This window comes from Streptomyces sp. NPDC042002 (assembly GCF_055588305.1).
On sequence record NZ_JBVJCT010000013.1, the window covers coordinates 156,582 to 172,317 of the forward strand.

Here is a 15,736-nt window from a genome sequence, read left to right on the forward strand (position 1 = left end):
GTACGCGTTGTACACCCCACACCCCGACCGTTACGCGGACATGCCCTACCGGCGCACCGGACGCAGCGGCCTGAAGCTTCCCGCGCTGTCGCTCGGCCTGTGGCACAACTTCGGCCCCGACCGGCCCGTGGACGTCCAGCGCGCGATCCTGCGCCGCGCCTTCGATCTCGGCGTCACGCACTTCGACCTGGCGAACAACTACGGCCCGCCGCCCGGTGCCGCCGAGTCCGCCCTCGGTGACGCCCTGAAGGCCGACTTCGCGCACCACCGCGACGAGCTGATCGTCTCGACCAAGGCCGGATACCTGATGTGGCCGGGCCCGTACGGCGAATGGGGCTCGCGCAAGTACCTGCTGTCCTCGCTCGACCAGAGTCTGGGCCGGATGGGCCTCGACTACGTCGACATCTTCTACTCGCACCGCCCCGACCCGGAGACTCCCCTGGAGGAGACGATGGGCGCCCTGCACTCGGCGGTCCAGCAGGGCAAGGCGCTGTACGTCGGCGTCTCGAACTACTCGGCGGAGCAGACCCGCGACGCCGCCCGGATCCTGGCCGAGCTGGGCACCCCGCTGCTCATCCACCAGCCGCGCTACTCCATGCTCGACCGCCGTCCCGAGGAGGAGGGCGTCCTGGACGCGCTCGACGAGCTCCAGGTGGGCTCCATCGCGTACTCGCCGCTGGAGCAGGGCCTGCTCACCGGCCGCTACCTCGACGGCATCCCGGAGGACTCGCGGGCCGCGAGCGACAGCCCGTTCCTGAGCGCGGACAAGGTCACCGAGGATCTCGTGGGCCGGCTGCGCACCCTTGACGAGATCGCCAAGTCCCGCGGTCAGTCGCTGGCCCAGCTCGCGCTGGCCTGGGTGCTGCGCGGCGGCCGGGTCACCTCCGCCCTGATCGGCGCGAGCAGCCCGCGGCAGCTGGAGGACAGCGTCGCGGCCATCGGCAACCTGGACTTCACCGAGGACGAGCTCGCCCGGATCGACGCCGTGGTCACCCCGTAGGACCGTTCGGCCGAGGAGGACCAGGACGTACGGCGACGGGTGGGCCCGCGGGCCTTCGCCGAGGTCCCCGGGGCGGCCGTCCGCCTCGGGGACCTCGCGGGCGGCGGCCACCGTAACGGCCCACCGGCGCGGACGCCTCACCGGCGCCGGCGTCCCATCGGCGGGGACACCCCAGCCGCGCCGGCCACTACCCGGTGATCCGTTCCTCCAGGCGTACGGTCACCGTGTCGCCCTCCTCCTTCCCGATCGCCTTGCGCACATCGGCCTTGACCGGCAGCTTGTGGGTGCCGTCGCCGAGTGCCATGAACGAGCTGCGGAAGGGGCGGCCGTCGATCGTGCCGCTGACCTTGACCAGTCCCCGGGTTCCGAAGAAGGCGACGGACTCGGGCCAGACCACGTACGTCCAGCCGCCTTTCGCGGGGCTCTTCCGCAGCACCGCGGTGAATTCCGTGTCGAGCCTGCTCGCCGTGCTCATGTGGTCCTCCCGGTCCGGTGGCCGCCATCCGATGGTCGTCCTCTTCAAGAGACCACCGGGAGAGGGGAAACTCATCGCGAGCGGTCGGGCGCCGCCCCTGGGCTCAGGCCGGGACGCGGTCCAGGAATCCGTGCACGCTCCGGATCCGGCCCTCGCCGTCCAGGACGATCACGTCGCATCCGGCGACGGGCGCCGAGCCGTCCGTCCCGTCGACCAGCTCCCAGCCGAACCGGACCGTGTCGTGGTGGCCGTCGACCGCGCCCAGCGGGCGGAAGGCGAAGCCGGGGAACCGCTCGTGCGCCGCGGTGATCACGGCCGCGATCCGCTCGTGCCCGCGGACGTCGGCGAGCGGGTCGGTGTACGTGCCGTCCGCGGTCCAGGCGGCGGCCACCGCCTTCGTCAGCGTGTCCCCTCCGCGCGCGTTCCAGGCCTCGAAGTAGCGGGTGACGGCGGTCTCGTAGCGGTCGGTGTTCGCGGACATGGTGAACCAGCCTCCATCGAGGAACGTATCCATGGTCAAGGTCCGTATCCCGAGCCGGAGTTGCCGCTCCGGGATGCGATACGGCCACCCTGGCGGGCGCCGCTCGAAGCGTCGATTACCTGCGGGGTAAGGCCGCGGGCCAGGAGGCCCGGGACGCGGGCGGTGCCGTTTCGGCCAAACCCGGCGGTGAATATGCCAAGAGACTGGCTGGAATCACATGGTGACAGTGTGTCAGTAGTGACGATACTCAATCAGTAGGGCAATTCAGCCACGCCCGTGCACCAGCACGGTGCACCGCATACGAGCCGCAGGGAAAGTGAGGCCGGACCGGCGACGAGCGACGCCAATGGGGGAAGATCGTGCACGACGAATTCCTGTGCCATGTCACCGCGTACGGCATCTGCGGCGGTCAGCGAGTCGGCGTTCCCTTAGGCACCTATCGCGCGCCGACCCTCGCGCTGGCCCTGTGGTGGATGCGGGACCGGGCGGCCTGGATGGCCGAACGGCTCGATCCGCAGCCGGAGGACCCGACCTTTCCGCCCAACTCCATCGCGCCGGTGGGGGAGGGCGTCCCCGACGTCCCGACGATGCTGCGCGCCTGGTGCGGTGACTCCGGGCAACAGGAGCTGGTCGCCGAGGAGTTGGCCGCGGGAAAGCTCGTTCGCGTCTCCACCAACGACGACACCACCGAATACGAACTGCTCGCGGAATCGGTGGACGCGCTGCGCATGCACCGCACCGCCGCGGTGCTCGGCATCTCCGCCGCCTGACCGTTCGGGCGCTCCGGCCGCGTAACGCTGATCAGGCGCACATGTGGGCGAATCGTTAGAATTCTGGCATGGCACAGAGGCCGGTCGCGGCGACTGCACCCGAGCTCGTCCTCGAAACCGAGGCGGGCTCGACGGTCATGAGTCCGAACCACGACTACCACGTCGGGCGCGATCCCCTGTGCGACGTCGTGATCGACGACGTCCGGGTCTCCTGGCACCACGCGGTGCTGCGGCCCCAGGCCGATCACTGGACGCTGGAGGACGAGAACAGTACGAACGGCACGTACGCCGACGGCCGGCGCGTCCACGAATGGGGCGTCGGACCCGGCAGCGTCATCCGCTTCGGGAGTCCCGCCGACGGCCCGCGCGCCGTCCTCGTCCGCCGCCCGCCACCTGCCGCGGAGCGCCCCTCGGCCGTCTCCATGCCGGCCACCACCGGCACCTTCAGGCAGCCGACCACCGTACGGCCGCTGCCCTCCCGCACCGTCCGCATCGGCCGCGGCGCCGACAACGACCTGGTCATCGACGACCTGATCGTCTCCCGGAACCACGCGGAGCTGCGGGCCCGGCCCGACGGGACGTACGAGATCGTCGACCTCGGCAGCCACAACGGCACGTTCCTCAACGGCCAGCCGGTCGAGAGCGCCCCGGTCACACCGGGTGACATCGTCGGCATCGGGCACTCCGCGTTCTGTCTCGTCGGCGACCAGCTCCAGGAGTACGTCGACAGCGGCGAGGTCTCCCTCGACGTGCAGGACCTCACCGTCGAGGTGGACAAGGGCCGCAAGACACTCCTGGACCAGGTGTCGTTTCCCGTCGGCGAGAAATGTCTGCTCGCCGTCGTCGGCCCGAGCGGCGCCGGAAAGTCCACGCTCCTGAACGCGCTCACCGGACAGCGGCCCGCCGACCACGGCACGGTGCTCTACGACGGCCGTGACCTCTACCGCGACTACGCCGAACTGCGCCAGCGCATCGGCCTCGTCCCGCAGGACGACATCCTGCACGCCCAGCTGACCGTCCGCCGCGCCCTCACCTACGCCGCCGAACTGCGCTTTCCGCAGGACACGGCCAAGGAGGAGCGCCTGGCGCGGGTCGACGAGGTGATCGGCGAGCTGGGCCTGGAACAGCGCGCGGACCAGCCCATCCACAGCCTGTCGGGCGGACAGCGCAAGCGCGTCAGCGTGGCCCTGGAGCTGCTGACCAAGCCGTCGCTGCTCTTCCTCGACGAGCCGACCTCCGGTCTCGACCCCGGCATGGACCGCTCGGTGATGCACATGCTGCGCGGCCTCGCCGACGACGGCCGTACGGTCATCGTGGTCACCCACAGCGTGCTCAGCCTGGACGTCTGCGACCGGCTCCTGGTCCTCGCGCCCGGCGGCAAGGTCGCCTACTACGGGCCGCCCGACGACACCCTGGCCTTCTTCGGCTACCGGCAGTGGCCCGAGGCGTTCGAGGCCTTCGAGCGCGACACGGACCGGGACTGGGCGGGGGAGTACCGCGACTCGCCGTTCCATCGCCAGTACATCGACAAGTCCACCTCGCAGCCGAGGATGCCGGACGCGGCCACCGGAGCGCTCGTCGGACCGCCGCCCAAGGCCCAGAGCTGGGGCTCCCAGCTCCGCACCCTGGTCCGCCGGTACGCGGCCGCGCTGGGTGCCGACCGGACCTTCCTCGCCATCATGATCGCCCTGCCGTTCGTGATGGGCGCGATGGCGCGGGCGCTGGCCGGCGGCAAGCTCACCCGGGACACGGCGATGAACGCGCTGCTCATCCTGTGCGTCGGCGGCGTACTGACCGGCGCGGCCAACGCGGTGCGGGAACTCGTCAAGGAACGGACGATCTACCAGCGAGAACGGGCCGTCGGCCTGTCCAGATCGGCGTACCTGATGTCCAAGGTCGTCGTCCTCGGCACCATCACCGTGCTCCAGGCCATCGTGCTCACCCTCGTCGCCCTGTTCGGCGTCGACCTCAACGCCCCCGGCGGCAAAGGCGTACTGATGCCACCACTCGTGGAGATCACGCTGGCCGTGGCCCTGCTCGCCTTCACCGCGATGATGCTCGGCCTCCTCGTCTCCGCCGTGGTGCACAAGGAGGAGGTGACGATGCCGCTGCTGGTGCTGCTGGCGATCGTCCAGGTGGTGTTCTGCGGCGCCCTGCTGAAGCTGAACGGCGTGCCCGGCATCGAGCAGCTGTCCTGGCTGGTGCCCTCCCGGTGGGCCCTGGGCGCGATGGCCGGGACCATCGGCCTCGCCCGGATCGTCCCCGGCGAGCTGACCGGTGACCCGCTCTTCCGGCACTCGACCGGCGTCTGGCTCCTCAACATGGGGATGCTGATCGTGCTCTCCGTCGTCTTCGGCTGGCTGGTGGCCCGGCTGCTGCGGCGCCACGAGCCCGCGGTCATGCGGAAGTAGCGGCCGATGACGAGTCCCGACTTCCGCCCGACGCATGTCGTTCCGCAGGACGGGCTGCCGGCCTGGGAGTCGCCGGACCCGTCCAGGCCCACCGCCCCCCTCGACGCGCTGCTGCCGGTCGAGCTCGTCGACCGGCTCGGGGACTGGGGGCGGGTCGTCTGCGCGAACGGCTGGTCGGCCTGGGTCGACGGGCGCCTGCTGATCGCCGTACCGCAGGTACCGCCCGCGGCTACCCGGCCACTCGCCCGCACGGCCGATCCGCGCCCGCTGCTGGCCCGGGTCGAGGAGGCGCTCTCCGAGTACAGGAAGGCCGCCGAGGAACTGGCGTCCGGGCAGCTCGAGGCCGAGACCTTCCGGGCCCGGACACAGGGCAACCGGATCGGGGTGGTCGTCGACGGCGAGTCGCTGTGGCTGTACGACGGCGAGCACGAGCGCTGGGTGTACTGCGACGGGACGCGGCTGAGCACCTTCGCCGCCGAGCGCACCCCCGGGGCCGTACGACCCCGGACGGCGGGGCAGTCCCAGGAACAGGAGCCGGAGCGTGACCGGGGCCCGGAGCGGGACCGGGACAGGGAGCCGGGGCCGGGGCCGGGGAAGGCGCACGAGCACGCGGCGGACCCGACGCGGATCGTGAGGGAAGTCCCTCCCGGCGGACCTCCCGGCGGACACGAACCCACCCGCCTGGTCACCTTCGACGGTGACGACCGGGGCGAGGACTGATGGGCCGCGCCGGGCGCGACCGGGGTGACGGCTGATGGGCGAGGACTTCCGGCGCGACATGAGCGTGTTCTCGGGGCGGCCCTCCGATCTCATCGGACAACAGATCGCCGGCTACCGGATCGAGCGGGAGATCGGGCGCGGCGGGATGGCCGTCGTCTACCAGGCCAAGGACCTGCGTCTGGACCGCACGGTCGCCCTCAAGCTGCTCGCCCCGGAACTCGCCCGCAACGACACCTTCCGCGGCCGCTTCACCCACGAGTCACGGGTGGCCGCCGCGATCGACCACCCGCACATCGTGCCGGTCTTCGAGGCGGGCGAGACGGACGGTGTCCTCTACATCGCCATGCGCTACGTCGCCGGTCGCGACCTGCGTCATCTCCTCGACCGCGAGGGGCCGTTGCCGGTCACGGTGGCCGCCCGGATCGCCCTCCAGGTCGCCTCGGCGCTCGACGCGGCCCACGACCACGGCCTGGTGCACCGGGACGTGAAACCCGGCAACATCCTGGTCGCCCAGGGCACCGACAGCGACCACCCCGAACACGTCTATCTCACGGACTTCGGGCTGACCAAGAAGTCCCTGTCACTGACCGGGTTCACGAGCGTCGGACAGTTCGTCGGCACGCTGGACTACGTGGCGCCGGAGCAGATCTCCGGCAAACCGGTCGACGGCCGCTGCGACGTCTACAGCCTCGCCTGTGTCGTCTACGAGACGATGGCCGGCAAGCCGCCCTTCCAGCGCGACGACGACATGGCGCTGCTGTGGGCCCACCAGTACGACCAGCCGCCGGCCCTGACGACCAAGCGCCCCGACATCCCGGACGCCGTCGACGCCGTCCTCGCGAAGGCGCTGTCCAAGAGCCCCGACGACCGCTACGACTCGTGCCTGGCCTTCGTCAGCGCGCTGCGGATCGCCGCACGCGGTCCGGTGACGGGAGGCGGCGGGTCGCCGACGGACGCCGAGGCCACAGCGGGTCCTCCCGGGCCGCCTCCGGAGCCGCCCGCCTGGGCCCGGCCGGTGTTCCGGCACTGACACGAGCGCACCATGTCCGTCGACTCCGAGGGATCGCACCGCGTCCGCCGGGCCCGGTGTCCTCGGGCGGTCTCCCACCGAGGCGCCCCGCGCGCGCCCGGCCTCAGCCGGAGGACTTGACCTCACCCCTGCGCCGGACACCCTTCGCGAGCAGCGCGCCCAGGAAACCGGTGACCAGCCCCCACAGCACGGCGAAGCCGAGGGCGCCCCACACCTGCGGTTTCAGGAAGAGCTCCCCCTTCAGACCGCCGCCGACGTCGCCGAGACCGAGGATCGACAGGCCGTAGTGCGCCGAGATCCGGCCGAGCAGACAGATCATGAGCACCGTCAGCGCGAGCGCGACCGCCATGTGGACGGCGTGCTGCCAGGCGCGCACCCGGGCCGGTGAGCGGGCCGCCATCAGGAACGCCGCCCCGAGCAGCAGGACGGCGTCGACGGCCACCAGCCACCAGATCCTGCCGTCGTGGTCGGCGAGGGTGCCGAGGTTGACCGCGGAGACGTCCGGAGTGCGCAGCACCTCGTCGAGCAGATGCGGCATGGGCAGCCCGAACGGCCCGTCCACCCGGCCGTTCCAGGTGGCGCCCAGCCCGATGGTGAAAGCGAGCCAGACGACGTTGGGAAGGCCGAGGAGCATCACGGCGAACGTCTCGGCCGGATGTCCGCGGGTCGCCGCCACCACCAGTCCGATGACCACACCGAGGCCGACGCAGGTGAGCAGCAGGACCACCATGGCGTACGCGGCCGGGCGCACCGATTCCTGGAAGCGCAGCAGCCGGGCGGGGAGCGGCGCGCCCCGCGAGACCAGCAGCGCGATCACGAACACACCCGCGAGCCACAGCACTCCGAAGACCAGTGTCTGTGCCACGGCGGCCTTGAATCCCACCTCGGGCGTTGCGCCGAACAGGTCGCCGATGGCGCCGATGGTGCCGTTCCCGAGGTCGACGGTGAAGTTCTGGCGGGCCGCGAGCGCCAGCCCGATCAGGGCGAGCAGCCACAGGACGAGGAGCCGTCCGGCCCAGCCGGCCAGTTCCGTCGCCCCGGCGACGGCGCGGTGCCGCAGCGGCCGCAGGAATCCCGCCCCGAGCACCAGCGCTCCGGCCAGGGTCACCGACAGCGGAATCACCGTCAGGCCCGCCTTGGTCTGGGCGATGGCCCCCGCGTCGCCGGTGAACCCGATGGTGCCGCCGACCGCCGTGACGACGGTGGCCGCGACCACCCGCGGATAGGCGTTGTCGGGAAGGTCGGTGGCGCCGGACGCCCACAGTCCGAGCGCGGCGACCACCCCCATGACGACCAGCCCGGCCAGTACGGCCACGAGGGCCTGGACCCAGCCGTGACGGGCGGCAGGACGCGCACCGCTGCTGTCGACCGGCTGGGCGGACGGTGTCTGGGGACTCACGCTGCCACGCTAAGCAGCGCCGACACCGTCCGCCCCTCGGGAGGGCCGACCGCGTCGGCTTGCGGGCACCGGCGGACCGGGGCACACAATGGGTTCGCTGTGGAAGAAAGCGGTGCGAAGCGCCTGGGTGCCGCTGCATCCCTCCATCGGGAAGAAGAGCTCGTGAGCGTCGAACCGCCGTCCTCCGGCCGTCCCACCGGACCCCCTTCGGGCCCGCTGTCGGGCCCGTCGCAGCCGAGCCCGACCCAGCCCGTAAACCGCCCGCCCGCCGGACCGCCCAGCGGCGCGTCCGGCGGGGGAAGCGGAGCCGGCGGTACGGGAGGCGGCGGTACAGGCGGTGGTGGTACGGATGGTCCGTCCGGGCCCGGCGGTGGAGCCGGCGGGTCCGGCCGACCGGGCAACGGACCCGAGCGGCCCTGGTGGCGGTCCGCGCCGCGGGTAGCACTGATCACCGGTGTCGTGGCGGCGGCGGTGATCCTGGGCCTGGTCTTCACGAACAGCGGCGGCGGGTCCAAGAACACCGGCAGTGAGGTCTTCCTGCAGTCCGCGGACAAGACGGGGCCCGACCCGTTCACCGAGTCGACCGCCAACGACAGTTCCACCGCGCCCCAGACCCCCGCGACGCCGGCCCAGTCGGCGCCCGCCAACGCGACCCGCGCCGTCAGCGGTGACGCGCCCGGCCTCTACGGCGGCACCCGCGACGTGGCCAGCTGCGATGTGGAGAAGCAGGTCAGCGCGCTCCGGGCGGACCCCGCGAAGAACAAGGCGTTCGCCTCGGTGGAAGGCATCCAGCCGGACGCGGTCCCCGCGTATCTGCGCTCCCTGACGCCCGTACAGCTGCGCATGGACACCCGCGTCACCAACCACGGTTACCGCAACGGCGCCCCCACCAGCTACCAGGCGGTCTTCCAGGCCGGCACCGCCGTCCTCGTGGACGCCCGCGGTGTGCCCCGGGTGCGCTGCGCGTGCGGCAACCCGCTGCTCACGCCGGTCCCGCAGCAGGGAACCCCCAAGCCGACCGGCGACTCGTGGCCGTCGTACCGCTCGCAGAACGTCGTGGTCGTCGCGCCCTCGACGACGATCATCAACGTGTTCGTGATCTTCGACCCGGACAACAACGAGTGGATCGCCCGGCACCGGGGCGACAACGTGCACCACGACAAGAAGACGCATCCCCCGGTGAATCCCTCGCCGTCGGTCAGTGTCTCGGGCTCCGCTTCGCCGTGCTCCTCGCCCGGCGACAAGAAGTCGGCGTCCGGCGGTCCCTGCCCGTCGGCCTCGGCCTCGGCCTCGCCGTCGTCCGAGAGCCCGTCTTCGTCCTCCCCGCCGTCGTCCTCCTCGCCGTCCTCGGCGCATCCGGAGCCCCCGTCCAGCGAGCCCCCGTCGACCGCGACGGAATCGGCCCCGGCGTCCGGTTCGGCGTCCTCCGATCTGACGACGCAGTCGGCGGCCTCCTCAGCGGTCACCCCCTCCGCATAGGCCAACGGCGTTCCGTCGCTTCACCGAGAGCGGAACGCCGGTCCCTTCCCGTACGGCCCGGCGCTTCTAGGCTGAAGGGGTGAGCAACCACGCGCCGAACGAAGCCCACGTCATCCCCCTGCGCCCGGCGGCAGCACGGGAGCCCTTCCGGACCCAGGCGGTGGCCGACGCCCCTGCCCGGGCACCGCGTCCGCCGGTCCTCGCGCCGCACCGGGGACCGACAACCCCCGCGGCTCCCGCTCCCAGGGGCAAGGAGCCGTTGTGGCGCGACCTGGTCGGCGACGTCCTGCGGCGTGAACGCCTGGCCCAGGAGCGCACGCTCAAGGACGTGGCCGACGCGGCCCGTATCTCCATGCCCTACCTCTCCGAGGTGGAGCGCGGCCGCAAGGAGGCCTCCTCCGAGGTCCTCGCGGCCGCCGCGCGCGCCCTCGGTCTCGGCCTCACCGAGCTGCTGTCGCTGGCCCAGCGGGAGCTGACCCTGCACACCCGGGCCGAGTCCCACCAGGGCCGCTCCCGTTCGGCCCCGACCTCCCGGTACGACGGCATGTGCCTCGCCGCCTGACCCAGGCCGGCCCCCGGGGGTGACCCGGGGGCGACCTGGAGGTCAGAGCACGGCGAGCCGTCGGCTCAGGATCTCGTCCGCGAGCCCGTACGCCACCGCCTCCTGCGCGGTGAAGATCTTGTCGCGGTCCATGTCCGCGCGCAGCGTGGCGACGTCGTGGTGGGTGTGCCGGGACAGGACCTCCTCGACCTGCGAGCGGATCCGCAGCATCTCCTTGGCCTGGAGGGTGAGGTCCGACACCGTGCCCTGGCGTCCGCCGCTCGCCGGCTGGCCGAGCAGCACGCGCGCGTGCTCCAGGACGAACCGCCGTCCGGGATCGCCACCGGCCAGCAGCACCGCGGCCGTGGAGGCGGCCTGCCCGACGCAGAACGTCGAGATCGGCGCCTGCACGAAGGTCATCGTGTCGTAGATCGCCATCAGCGAAGTGAACGAGCCGCCGGGCGAGTTGATGTAGATCGCGATCTCGCTCTCCGGACTCGACGACTCCAGGTGGAGGAGTTGCGCGATGACGACGTTGGCGACACCGTCGTCGATCTCCGTGCCGAGAAAGATGATCCGCTCGGAGAGCAGCCGGCTGAAGACGTCGTACGACCGCTCGCCCTGCGGGGTCCGCTCGACGACGTTCGGGATCGTGTACGTACCCATGTCAGAGTCCCGTCCGTCGTCGTGACGCGGCCGGGCGGACATCGTCGAGCGACTCCACGACCCGGTCCACCATGCCGTACTCCTTGGCCTGTTCGGCCGTGAACCAGCGGTCGCGGTCGCCGTCCCTGGAGATCGTCTCCTCGCTCTGGCCGGTGTGTTCCGCGGTGATCCGTTCGATGGCCCGCTTGGTGAACTCGTGGTTCTGCGCCTGGATCTCGATGTCGGCGGTGGTGCCGCCGATGCCCGCGGACGGCTGGTGCATCATGATCCGCGCGTTCGGCAGCGCGAAGCGCTTGCCGCGCGACCCCACGCTGAGCAGGAACTGCCCCATGCTCGCGGCGAATCCCATCGCGAGGGTGGAGACGTCGTTGGGGATCAGCCGCATGGTGTCGTAGATGGCGAGGCCCGCGGTCACCGATCCGCCCGGGCTGTTGATGTACAGACTGATGTCGGTGCGCGCGTCCTCGGCGGAGAGCACGAGCAGTTGGGCGCACACCCGGTTCGCGGAGACCTCGTCGACCTGGGTGCCGAGCAGGACGATCCGCTGGGCGAGCAACTGCGCGGCCAGATGGTCGTCGAACCGGGTCGCGGGGGTGTCGCCCTCCTCGGCCCGCGGTGCGCGGGCCGGATCCCGGCCGGTGATGAGGGGAGTCATGGTTCCTCCTGGTCGTGACGCGGCGGGCGTCGCCGCTGACTCCACTCTCGGTCCGGTGGCGGTGGCGGTCCGGCTTTCTCGGCCCGCAGCAGATTCGCTGGCGGCAGAGCGCGAACACCGTTTACCGGGCACGAGCAGGCTCCGTGAGGAAGGCGTCGTGTTCGCCGGGGGCACCGATTGATTTCCCCGGGTGTGCCGACCGAGCCCGGGACCGTCTGCTCGGCCTTCGGCCGCGGCGGACCCCGCGGCACCGAGGATCGACTCGACCTCACCGGGCGGTACCCGTCGCGTTCGCTCGCTGAGTCCGAGGGCGACGGGCCGCACGGAGAGTCCCGTGCGGCCCGTCCTCAACTCCCGGCGTCCTGCTGAGCCGGCCGCGGGCCGCTGTCCTGTCGCGGGCGTGCGTCGGATGGAGACCCCTCGGCGGCATCATCGTTCGAAGCCGGAAAGCACAGGGCAGGATTAGGGCGCGGAAACCTCTTCGGTGAGGCGGCCGGTCCAGGGGCACCAGTAGAGGCCGGGGAGGAAGGGCCCGCCGGCTTCGTCCAGGTGGTCCTCGACGTAGGGGATGGTGGCGTCGCAGACCTCGATGGCCCCGTCGGCGAAGCTGATGGTGTCCGGGTTGTAGTGGAAGTCCCACGTGGGGTTGTAGCTGGCCGCGCGCTTGATGATCCGGCCGATGACGATCTTGCGGTCCCCGTTCGCGACGATCTCGCGGGCTTCCTTGATGACCTCCGGCCTGGTGATCTCGATGACGAAGTTGTGGCCGGTGATGTCTCGCATGTTGAAGTAGGCGGCATCGCCGGCGGCGCCGGCCTGTCCGCTCTGACCCGTGGCCAGGGCGAGCAGGGCGGTGACCGCGAGGGTGCCGATCCGGGTGGTGATTCGTCGCATGAGGGCAGCTCCGTGCCTGGGGTCGTGACGCTCACGACCGTACATCACGCAACGTAGCCGACTGACTATTCTAAGTAAACGATCACACTCGGAACCTGGCTCTTCAAGATCTTCGACGGCACCCGGAGCTCACTCCGACCCGCACCCGGAGCTGGAGCGCGCGCGATGACCGCTCTCACCCGGGCGGGCGGCCGAGTTGGCGGAAGAACGCCCGGATGTCGGCGACCAGCAGATCCGGTTCCTCCATCGCGGCGAAGTGGCCGCCCCGGTCGAACTCGGTCCAGCGGACGATCGTGTCGGCGCGTTCCGCGACATGGCGCAGCGCGACGAAGTTCTCCCCGGGGAAGACGGCGAGCGCGGTCGGGGCGGTCGACGGTTCGGGCGGTGCGCCCCGATAGGCGGCGTGGGCGCGCTCGTAGTAGATCCGCGCGGACGAACCGGCCGTGCCGGTAAGCCAGTACAGCATCACGTTCGTCAGCAGCAGATCCCGGTCCACGGCGTCCTCGGGATGGTCCTCCGAGTCCGTCCACTGGCGGAACTTCTCGGCGATCCAGGCGAGTTGACCGACCGGAGAGTCCGTGAGGGCGTACGCGAGCGTCTGCGGCCGTGTCGACTGGAGCGCGGCGTATCCCGCTTCCTCGCGGTTCCATTCCTGGCCCCGCCGCCAGGAGACGAGGGTGCGCTCGCGCTCGTCCGGGGTCAGCGCGGCCAGTTCCTCGGCCGTCGGCTCGGTGACGGCGTACGCACCGGGCAGCAGGTTGAGGTGGACGCCGGTCACCCGGTCGGGGTAGGCGCGTCCCAGCTCGCGCGAGACGGCCCCGCCCCAGTCCCCGCCCTGCGCGCCGTAGCGCCGGTAGCCGAGTCGCCCCATCAGCTCGGCGAACGCGGCGGCCACCCGGGTGAACTCCCAGCCGGTGTCCCGCGTCGGCCCCGAGAGCCCGAATCCGGGAATGCTCGGCACGACCAGGTGAAAGGCGTCGGCCGGATCGCCGCCGTACGCGCGCGGATCGGTCAACGGCCCGACGACATCCGTGAATTCGACGATCGACCCGGGCCAGCCGTGCGTCATGATCAGCGGGGTCGCCCCGGGTTCCGGCGAGCGGATGTGCGCGAAGTGCACACGCGCGCCGTCGATCTCGGTGGTGAACTGAGGCCACGCGTTGAGGCGTTCCTCGGCCGCGCGCCAGTCGTAGGTGTACCGCCAGTACCGTACGAGATCCTGGAGGTAGTCCTTCGGGACTCCGCGGGCCCAGCCCACTCCCGGCAGTTCGTCGGGCCAGCGGGTGCGGTCGAGGCGTCGGTGCAGATCGTCCAGGTCGCTCTGCGGGAAGTCGATACGGAACGGACGGACGCCCGGTGTGTCGGTGAAGGTCATGTCCGCGGATGCTAACTCGGCGGGCGGGGCGTCCGGCAGCGGTTTTCCCTGGTGCCGGCAGGTCTGGGGGATCGGTGCTACCGGCCGCAAGTACCCCTGCGGCCGGGCCTGGGAGGAGGTGACCCCGGGCCGTCGCGGGTGAGTTCGTGCGCGCGCGGCAGATGAGTTTTCGGACGAGGATCAGTCGACAGAAGTGACGATGTTCCCGCCCGAGGAGGTACACATGCCCGCCGACGGTTTCACCACCTGTCTGTGGTTCGACGGCCAGGCCGAGGAGGCCGCCAACTACTACGTCTCGGTCTTCAAGAACTCCAGGCTCGGCAGGATCGGCCGCTACACCGAGGCCGGGCCGGGCCCCGCAGGTTCGGTGCTGGCCGCAGAGTTCGTGGCCAACGGCCAGAAGTTCGTCGCGCTCAACGGAGGCCCGCAGTTCACGTTCGACGAGGCGATCTCCTTCCAGATCGACTGCGCCGACCAGGAAGAGGTGGACCACTACTGGAGCAGGTTCATCGACGACGGCGGCGCGGCGGGTCCCTGCGGCTGGCTCAAGGACAAGTACGGACTCTCCTGGCAGGTCGTCCCCGTCCGGCTCATCGACCTGATCGGCGACCCGGACCAGGAGAAGGCGGGCCGCACGTTCCACGCGATGCTCCAGATGTCCAAACTGGACATCGCGGCCCTGGAGAAGGTGTTCGCGGGGGAGTAGCCGACCCGCGTCCCGCGCGCGGCCGGGCGGACACCACCGCGGCACACGCCTGGGTCCGTCCACGCACGGCGGCGGCGCGCCCGCGCGCTCAGCTCGTCGGCGGGAGGTCGTTCACCAGTACGGCCGCCCCGTCGAAGCGGCCCGCCTTGAGATCCCGCAGGGCCGCCGGCGCCCGCTCCAGCGGATAGGCGTGCGTCGTGGCACGGATGCCGTGGCGGGCCGCGAGGGCCAGGAAGTCCCTGCCGTCCTCACGCGTGTTGGAGGTGACGCTGCGCAGCTCCTTCTCGTAGAACAGGTCGCTCTCGTAGCGCAGTGGCGGGACGTCGCTCAGATGGATGCCCGCGACCGACAGGACGCCGCCCCGGTCCAGTGCCCGCAGGGCGACCGGGACCAGATCGCCGACCGGCGCGAACAGGATCGCGCTGTCCAGCGGCTCGGGCGGCTCGTCGTACGCCCCACGGGCGGACGCGGCCCCCAGGTCCAGAGCCAGCCGTCGCGCGGCCGGATCCCGCGTCAGTACGTGCACGGTGGCGCCCTCGGCGAGCGCGAGCTGCGCGCACAGGTGGGCGCTGCCGCCGAAGCCGTACAGGCCGAGCCGGCCACCCCGCGGCAGCGCGGCCCTGCGCAGCGCCCGGTAGCCGATGATGCCCGCGCACAGCAGCGGCGCCAGGGCGATGTCGTCGACGTCGTCGGGCAGCCGGTAGGCGAAGGCGGCCGGCACCGTCGTGTACTCCGCGTAACCGCCGTCGGCGTCCCAGCCGGTGTACTCGGACGCCGGACAGAGGTTCTCGGCCCCTCGTACGCAGTACCCGCAGGTGCCGTCCGTACGGCGAAGCCAGGCGACCCCCACCCGGTCGCCGGTGGCGAAGCCGCTCACCCCGCCGCCGGTCCCCTCCACCACGCCGACGACCTCGTGGCCCGGTGTCACCGCGGGGCGGTGCACGGGCAGGTCGCCCTCACCGACGTGCAGATCGGTGCGGCACACCCCGCAGGCGCGGACGTGCACCAGGAGTTCGTCGGGTCCGGGCGTCGGCACCGGTCTCTGGACGAGGCGCAGCGGCTCCCCCTCGATCGGCCCCGGCCGGATCACTTCCCACGCCCGCATCATCCCGTGCCCCGTCCCGTCGACGGCCA

16 protein-coding genes are annotated in these 15,736 nt (G+C 71.5%); 8 read left to right on the forward strand and 8 right to left on the reverse strand.

Annotated elements, in window-relative coordinates; genetic code table 11:
- The first annotated feature begins 7 nt into the window (after nt 1–7).
- Nucleotides 8–1,000: an L-glyceraldehyde 3-phosphate reductase gene (mgrA, locus tag ACZ6KY_RS21100; protein ID WP_469311807.1), complete on the forward strand. Its 993-nt coding sequence runs from the start codon at nt 8–10 to the stop codon at nt 998–1,000.
- Between the two features lie 187 nt (nt 1,001–1,187).
- On the opposite strand, the gene ACZ6KY_RS21105 is transcribed toward mgrA, so the two are convergent.
- Together ACZ6KY_RS21105 and ACZ6KY_RS21110 are read right to left on the reverse strand one after the other, a co-directional pair.
- Entirely contained in the window at nt 1,188–1,475 is a 288-nt protein-coding gene (locus ACZ6KY_RS21105; RefSeq protein ID WP_469311808.1) for a DUF1905 domain-containing protein, read from the reverse strand.
- Between the two features lie 103 nt (nt 1,476–1,578).
- Complete coding sequence (locus ACZ6KY_RS21110; RefSeq protein WP_469311867.1) at nt 1,579–1,956, reverse strand: nuclear transport factor 2 family protein; 378 nt, start codon at nt 1,954–1,956, stop codon at nt 1,579–1,581.
- A 359-nt stretch (nt 1,957–2,315) separates the two neighbouring features.
- Between ACZ6KY_RS21110 and ACZ6KY_RS21115 the strand changes: the two genes are divergently transcribed.
- The 4 genes from ACZ6KY_RS21115 (at nt 2,316) to ACZ6KY_RS21130 (ending at nt 6,887) form a co-directional block, all read left to right on the forward strand.
- On the forward strand, nt 2,316–2,726 hold the full coding sequence (locus ACZ6KY_RS21115) for a hypothetical protein (protein WP_469311809.1): 411 nt from the start codon (nt 2,316–2,318) through the stop codon (nt 2,724–2,726).
- Nucleotides 2,727–2,794: 68 nt separating this feature from the next.
- On the forward strand, nt 2,795–5,137 hold the full coding sequence (locus tag ACZ6KY_RS21120; RefSeq protein WP_469311810.1) for an ABC transporter ATP-binding protein/permease: 2,343 nt from the start codon (nt 2,795–2,797) through the stop codon (nt 5,135–5,137).
- Between the two features lie 6 nt (nt 5,138–5,143).
- Complete coding sequence (locus ACZ6KY_RS21125) at nt 5,144–5,857, forward strand: hypothetical protein (RefSeq protein ID WP_469311811.1); 714 nt, start codon at nt 5,144–5,146, stop codon at nt 5,855–5,857.
- 34 nt (nt 5,858–5,891) lie between these two features.
- Complete coding sequence (locus ACZ6KY_RS21130; protein WP_469311812.1) at nt 5,892–6,887, forward strand: serine/threonine-protein kinase; 996 nt, start codon at nt 5,892–5,894, stop codon at nt 6,885–6,887.
- Between the two features lie 103 nt (nt 6,888–6,990).
- On the opposite strand, the gene ACZ6KY_RS21135 is transcribed toward ACZ6KY_RS21130, so the two are convergent.
- Nucleotides 6,991–8,286, reverse strand: coding sequence for a streptophobe family protein (locus ACZ6KY_RS21135; RefSeq protein ID WP_469311813.1), 1,296 nt, complete (start codon nt 8,284–8,286; stop codon nt 6,991–6,993).
- A gap of 162 nt (nt 8,287–8,448) precedes the next feature.
- Here ACZ6KY_RS21135 and ACZ6KY_RS21140 point away from each other — a divergent pair, with 162 nt between their 5' ends.
- Nucleotides 8,449–9,765: a DUF6777 domain-containing protein gene (locus tag ACZ6KY_RS21140; protein ID WP_469311814.1), complete on the forward strand. Its 1,317-nt coding sequence runs from the start codon at nt 8,449–8,451 to the stop codon at nt 9,763–9,765.
- Between the two features lie 79 nt (nt 9,766–9,844).
- Nucleotides 9,845–10,327 (forward strand): helix-turn-helix domain-containing protein, encoded by a 483-nt coding sequence (locus ACZ6KY_RS21145; RefSeq protein ID WP_469311815.1) that lies wholly within the window; start codon nt 9,845–9,847, stop codon nt 10,325–10,327.
- Nucleotides 10,328–10,369: 42 nt separating this feature from the next.
- Here the strand turns inward: ACZ6KY_RS21145 and ACZ6KY_RS21150 are convergent, their stop codons facing one another.
- The 4 genes from ACZ6KY_RS21150 to ACZ6KY_RS21165 all read right to left on the reverse strand — a co-directional run bounded on the left by ACZ6KY_RS21150 (nt 10,370) and on the right by ACZ6KY_RS21165 (nt 13,896).
- Nucleotides 10,370–10,972: a ClpP family protease gene (locus tag ACZ6KY_RS21150; protein ID WP_469311816.1), complete on the reverse strand. Its 603-nt coding sequence runs from the start codon at nt 10,970–10,972 to the stop codon at nt 10,370–10,372.
- Nucleotide 10,973: 1 nt separating this feature from the next.
- Nucleotides 10,974–11,627: an ATP-dependent Clp protease proteolytic subunit gene (locus tag ACZ6KY_RS21155; protein WP_469311817.1), complete on the reverse strand. Its 654-nt coding sequence runs from the start codon at nt 11,625–11,627 to the stop codon at nt 10,974–10,976.
- A gap of 462 nt (nt 11,628–12,089) precedes the next feature.
- Nucleotides 12,090–12,521, reverse strand: coding sequence for a BP74-related protein (locus tag ACZ6KY_RS21160; RefSeq protein ID WP_469311818.1), 432 nt, complete (start codon nt 12,519–12,521; stop codon nt 12,090–12,092).
- A 175-nt stretch (nt 12,522–12,696) separates the two neighbouring features.
- Nucleotides 12,697–13,896 (reverse strand): epoxide hydrolase family protein, encoded by a 1,200-nt coding sequence (locus tag ACZ6KY_RS21165; RefSeq protein ID WP_469311819.1) that lies wholly within the window; start codon nt 13,894–13,896, stop codon nt 12,697–12,699.
- Between the two features lie 223 nt (nt 13,897–14,119).
- On the opposite strand from ACZ6KY_RS21165, the gene ACZ6KY_RS21170 reads away from it, so the two are divergent.
- Nucleotides 14,120–14,602 carry a VOC family protein gene (locus ACZ6KY_RS21170; RefSeq protein WP_469311820.1) on the forward strand — a complete coding sequence of 161 codons (483 nt, stop codon included), beginning with the start codon at nt 14,120–14,122 and terminating at the stop codon, nt 14,600–14,602.
- A gap of 88 nt (nt 14,603–14,690) precedes the next feature.
- On the opposite strand, the gene ACZ6KY_RS21175 is transcribed toward ACZ6KY_RS21170, so the two are convergent.
- Nucleotides 14,691–15,707 (reverse strand): zinc-binding alcohol dehydrogenase family protein, encoded by a 1,017-nt coding sequence (locus ACZ6KY_RS21175; protein WP_469311868.1) that lies wholly within the window; start codon nt 15,705–15,707, stop codon nt 14,691–14,693.
- Nucleotides 15,708–15,736: the final 29 nt, after the last annotated feature.

What these genes read in the sequence shown, in the direction of transcription:
- ACZ6KY_RS21105 (WP_469311808.1), bottom strand. Translation starts at nt 1,475, where the DNA reads ATGAGCACGGCGAGCAGGCTCGACACGGAATTCACCGCGGTGCTGCGG.
- ACZ6KY_RS21110 (WP_469311867.1), bottom strand. Translation starts at nt 1,956, where the DNA reads ATGTCCGCGAACACCGACCGCTACGAGACCGCCGTCACCCGCTACTTC.
- ACZ6KY_RS21120 (WP_469311810.1), top strand. Translation starts at nt 2,795, where the DNA reads ATGGCACAGAGGCCGGTCGCGGCGACTGCACCCGAGCTCGTCCTCGAA.
- ACZ6KY_RS21125 (WP_469311811.1), top strand. Translation starts at nt 5,144, where the DNA reads ATGACGAGTCCCGACTTCCGCCCGACGCATGTCGTTCCGCAGGACGGG.
- ACZ6KY_RS21130 (WP_469311812.1), top strand. Translation starts at nt 5,892, where the DNA reads ATGGGCGAGGACTTCCGGCGCGACATGAGCGTGTTCTCGGGGCGGCCC.
- ACZ6KY_RS21150 (WP_469311816.1), bottom strand. Translation starts at nt 10,972, where the DNA reads ATGGGTACGTACACGATCCCGAACGTCGTCGAGCGGACCCCGCAGGGC.
- ACZ6KY_RS21155 (WP_469311817.1), bottom strand. Translation starts at nt 11,627, where the DNA reads ATGACTCCCCTCATCACCGGCCGGGATCCGGCCCGCGCACCGCGGGCC.
- ACZ6KY_RS21160 (WP_469311818.1), bottom strand. Translation starts at nt 12,521, where the DNA reads ATGCGACGAATCACCACCCGGATCGGCACCCTCGCGGTCACCGCCCTG.
- ACZ6KY_RS21165 (WP_469311819.1), bottom strand. Translation starts at nt 13,896, where the DNA reads ATGACCTTCACCGACACACCGGGCGTCCGTCCGTTCCGTATCGACTTC.
- ACZ6KY_RS21170 (WP_469311820.1), top strand. Translation starts at nt 14,120, where the DNA reads ATGCCCGCCGACGGTTTCACCACCTGTCTGTGGTTCGACGGCCAGGCC.
- ACZ6KY_RS21175 (WP_469311868.1), bottom strand. Translation starts at nt 15,707, where the DNA reads ATGCGGGCGTGGGAAGTGATCCGGCCGGGGCCGATCGAGGGGGAGCCG.